The organism is Deinococcus sp. (genome assembly GCF_025362455.1).
Classification (GTDB): Bacteria; Deinococcota; Deinococci; order Deinococcales; family Deinococcaceae; genus Deinococcus.
Map to the genome: position 1 here is coordinate 1 of NZ_JANYGJ010000168.1, position 4,070 is coordinate 4,070.

General features: G+C 62.2%; 4 protein-coding genes and 1 pseudogene. 3 read left to right on the forward strand and 2 right to left on the reverse strand.

Translation table 11 applies throughout. The features are described from left to right. Positions 1-244: 244 nt before the first annotated feature. Positions 245-394 carry a hypothetical protein gene (locus Q0R23_RS12685; protein WP_293913558.1) on the forward strand — a complete coding sequence of 50 codons (150 nt, stop codon included), beginning with the start codon at positions 245-247 and terminating at the stop codon, positions 392-394. 102 nt (positions 395-496) lie between these two features. Here the strand turns inward: Q0R23_RS12685 and Q0R23_RS12690 are convergent. Then, positions 497-806, reverse strand: a pseudogene (locus tag Q0R23_RS12690) (hypothetical protein); the annotation flags it as partial. Between the two features lie 299 nt (positions 807-1,105). Continuing rightward, a complete protein-coding gene (locus Q0R23_RS12695) occupies positions 1,106-1,942 on the reverse strand; it encodes an alpha/beta fold hydrolase (protein ID WP_293913560.1) in 837 nt (278 codons plus the stop codon). Between the two features lie 179 nt (positions 1,943-2,121). On the opposite strand from Q0R23_RS12695, the gene Q0R23_RS12700 reads away from it, so the two are divergent. After that, the gene (locus Q0R23_RS12700; protein WP_293913562.1) at positions 2,122-2,700 is read left to right on the forward strand and encodes a recombinase family protein; all 579 of its coding nucleotides are present in this window, start codon (positions 2,122-2,124) and stop codon (positions 2,698-2,700) included. A gap of 128 nt (positions 2,701-2,828) precedes the next feature. Further along, complete coding sequence (locus Q0R23_RS12705) at positions 2,829-3,908, forward strand: IS4 family transposase (protein WP_293913563.1); 1,080 nt, start codon at positions 2,829-2,831, stop codon at positions 3,906-3,908. Positions 3,909-4,070: the final 162 nt, after the last annotated feature.

A 4,070-nucleotide genomic window follows, 5' to 3' on the forward strand; every position in this document is an offset into this window, starting at 1 on the left:
CAGCGTCGTAGGTGGCGGCGGCCTCCACCGCCCGAACCCGCAGCGCCTGATCGGTCAGGTTGCTCAGGGCCAAAGGCGTGTGCCAGCGCTCCAGGATCATGGCACTCAGGTTAGCTCAGATCGGCGGTTTTTAACACTAACTAGAATTAGTGTGAATCTGTAAGCGAACATCACCGAGCTGGAACCTGAGGGTGACTCAGTTTTTCGTAGCTGGAGATATGCCTCGAAAATAGGAGGCGCCATCATGACGACCCGCAGAAGCCACACCGCAGAATTGAAGCGCGACGCCGTGCAACTGGCCCGGATCAGCGTCACCGCCGCCGCCGCCACCCGAAGAAATAACCAAAACAAAGCGTTCCAGACGTGGTCAGCCGTCGCGGCAGGGGCGATCTGAAGTTCAGATCGCCCCTGCCCTCGTCCTATCCTGACGCAAATTAAGGCAACACAACCGCAGGAGGAGGTCAAACACGAAACCGTGCTCGTCCACCGCTCTTCATAACCAATGAGGGACGCCATCGACACCTGTACAGACCTCGTCCAGATGCCACCGGGAACCCCGCCGGGGTTCCCGGTGGTGTAAGCGTTCCGCGAAGAAAGGTCCGAATTTAATGCACCACTCGCGGAGGGTCTCGTGGAGGAGTGGCGTCCTTATGGGCGTCCGTTTACGACGATGTTGACCTGAATGCCGCGCTGGTGCAGCAATTCTTGGCCACATCGGTAGCTGAGTGGGAAGCGGTGGTACAGCCCATGACGTGCTGAATGACCGTCACTGGAAAGCGGTGGCGGTAGGGCTTAGCGTCGGTCATGGACGGTCAGCCTATCCCGACCCGGTTAAGGCAACACAACCGAAAACGCCCACCCGCACGGCTTCCAGGGCCAGAGGTGGACGCTTATTCATGTTGGTAAGTGTTGACTTCCAGCACCCGGTGGGCGGTTGGGCAGTGCGAAAAAATACTAACCTCGCGTCATGAGTGAGCTCTTGTCCCGCTCCAGAACACTTCGGTTTCTGGAACGCCTGGCTAGGCTAAAACGGCCTGAGATTTCGCCGCGTCTTCCTTCACTGCTGCTAGGGCCAGCCGCTCGCCCACCGTCACCGGCTACCCGGTCAGACCGTGGCGTCCAGAATCAGCCGCAGCGTCTGTGCGGGCATGTCCCAGTGCGGGAAGTGGCCGCTGTGGTCAAACCAGTGCAGCCGGGCGTCAGGAAATAGCTCCTGAGCCCTCGATGCCTGTACCGGCAGACACACCCGGTCCCAGCGGCCCCAGCCGATCACCAGCGGGTGCTCCAATTGGCCCCTGGGTATGCCCTGCTGCGCCTCGCCGAACGCCAGGTTGCGCAGCAGTTCGTCGGTGGACGGCGAGGCGGCGAAGCTCCTCATCTCGGTCAGGGTGAGCTCCGGCGCCAGGTCCCAGGGATGCGAGGAGAACTGGGCGAACAGGGCGCTGCGTCCGACGGGAGAGGCCGTCAGGGCAGGCATAGCTGGCTGAAGCGCACGGATCAGCTTGATGGACGCGGCCACCGTGCTGTAGAAGAAGTCCCGTTCCCAGCCCTGCCAGAACCCGCCTGGATCGAGTGATACCACCGTTCCCAGGACGCCCCCGCGCCGCGCGAGTTCCAACACTAATCGCGCGCCCATCGAGGTGCCCACGGCGTCGATGCCCAGGAGGTTCAACCGCGTCAGAAAATCGGTCAGCGCGTCGGCGAGCGTGGCGATACTCACTTCACCGGGCAGTGGGGACGTGTGGCCGAAGCCGGGCAGATCGACGGCGATGACTTCACGCTGCGCCTCCAGTCCGGGCAGAATCGGCGCCCAGGTCTGCCAGGAACTGCCCAGCCCATGGATCAACAGCAGCGGCTTGCCCTGGCCGCGCCGGATGTGGTGGAGCCAAGGACCAAAGCGGCCCTGAGCGGTGGGTAGGGTGGCGGAAGTGGATGAAGTCACCCCCTTACTGTTGGGGCGTGCAGTGTGACTGGACGCCTGAACACGCCAAGACCTCTTAAGCCTTCCCTGGCGAGGCGTCCCTGACGGCGGGGGGGTTGATTGAGCTGCACCGCTCTCGCGGGGACAATTGTCGTCCAATCTCGGCAGTTGCGGCACTCACAGACGCCGGACGCATCTTCATGAAAGCCATCGCCTACTACCGCGTCTCCCGCCAGAAGCAAGCGGCTTCCGGCCTGGGGCTGGAATCCCAGCAAGCCAATGTCGCTGCCTTCGCTAAAGCCAGGGGCTACGAAGTCATCGCCTCATTTACCGAAGTCGAGACCGGCACCAACAAGCGCCAGCGTCCCGAACTCGCCAGCGCCCTGGAACAGGCCAAGCGTGAAGGGGCCGAACTCTTGATCGCCAAGCTCGACCGCCTGGCCCGCAATGTTCATTTCGTTTCGGGCCTGATGGAGAGCCGGGTGCGCTTCACCGCTGTAGACCTGCCTGAGGTGGATTCCCTGACGGTACATATTCTCGCCGCCGTCGCCGAGAAGGAAGCCAAAATGATCTCCACGCGCACCAAGGACGCCCTGAGCGCGGCCAAAGCCAGAGGTGTACGGCTGGGTGACCCACAGAACCTGACGCTGGACGCGCGGCGGCGCGGCGCCCAGGCACGCTACCGGAGTGCAATCGAGGCGTATAAGCTGGTCAGCGGGGGTACCTTGGGGTGCTGCGTGCCCAGGGCCTGTCCTATCAGCAGATCGCCGACCGGGTGAATGCCGAGGGACTTCAGTACCGGACATCTTCAGGTTTTCGCTTTCCCAGACGACATGAAGCCGATCTAGTGGGATTGATGTTGACCCAGACGCCAATGTCGGGATGGCACGAGCGGCAGGGTTGGGGTGTGATGACCCAAGCTGCCGCTCTGTTTGATCCTACTGGCTTGACCGAAATCCTGAAAGCCCGTCTGCCGTATTTGAGGAGCGACACGCTGCGGCGTGTCGCGGATGTCGTCAATGCGCTGATTGTGGCGAGATCGACGTGCCACAGCGCTTTGGCGCCGCACCTTCCGGGCACCAGTTCGACTGCTGCGAAACTACGCCGGGTGGAACGCTGCCTTCAAGATGAGCAACTCGGGGACGCCGAATGGCTCCATCTCCTGCTGCCTCTATTGCCGCCCGGCAAATTGATCCTGGTGCTGGACCGCACCAACTGGGAACACGGCAGACACGACCTGAATCTCCTGGTGCTCGGTGTCGTGATTGCTGGCTTCACGCTGCCATTGGTGTGGATGGCGCTGCCCCATGGGGGCAGCAGCGATATGGCGCTGCGCCAGCGCCTCGTTGCCCGACTCCTGGGGCACCTTCCAGCCAGACGCTGGAAAGTGCTGGTTGGGGACCGGGAATTCATCGGCGCAGACTGGTTCAGTTTCCTACGCCGCCGGAAGGTCAAGCGGTGCCTGCGGATTCGAGTCGATACCCTCGTGGACGGGGCTCGCGTCGATGAAGCCTTTGCCGACGTGCAGATCGGCCAGACCGTTGGCCTGTTCGATAAGGCGTACGTCTACGGCAATCTGATGCAGGTGGTCGTCACCAGATCCCCGTCCGGGGACCTGGTGGCCCTGGCCACCGACCTGCCGATTTGGGAGACCTGTGCCCTCTACCGGCAGCGCTTGAGTATTGAGTGTACTTTTTCCTCAATGAAGTCCAGAGGCTTCGGGCTCGAAGACAGCACCATGACCCAACCCGACCGACTGGAACGACTCTTCGGCCTCCTCATCCTCGCCTGGGTGTGTTGCCTCAGGGTCGGGGTCTGGCAGGCCGAACAGCGCCCCATTCCCATCAAAGCGCATGGTCGTAAGGCCCGCAGTGTCGTGCAGTACGGCTGGGATGCCCTGGTCGTCGCCGTGCGTTGGGCCACACCGATGTGTCAAACGTACTTCTCGCTTCTCAATCAGCCTTTTTCAGCCCCAGGAGCCGCTTGAAGTCAAGTTGTCCGGTACTGAACCTGACTTCACAAGGTCGGCAGATCGAGCTGCACGACCTGCCGGGTGTACCGTTGTGGGTCAGTTGGGTTTGGCTTCCGGGCAAGCAGGGCGACGCGCAGGAACGGCGATTCATCGTCTCGACGGTTCGGCGCAGCGCCG

Coding starts and splice junctions, on each gene's coding strand:
- Q0R23_RS12700 (WP_293913562.1), top strand. CDS start 2,122: ATGAAAGCCATCGCCTACTACCGCGTCTCCCGCCAGAAGCAAGCGGCT.
- Q0R23_RS12685 (WP_293913558.1), top strand. CDS start 245: ATGACGACCCGCAGAAGCCACACCGCAGAATTGAAGCGCGACGCCGTG.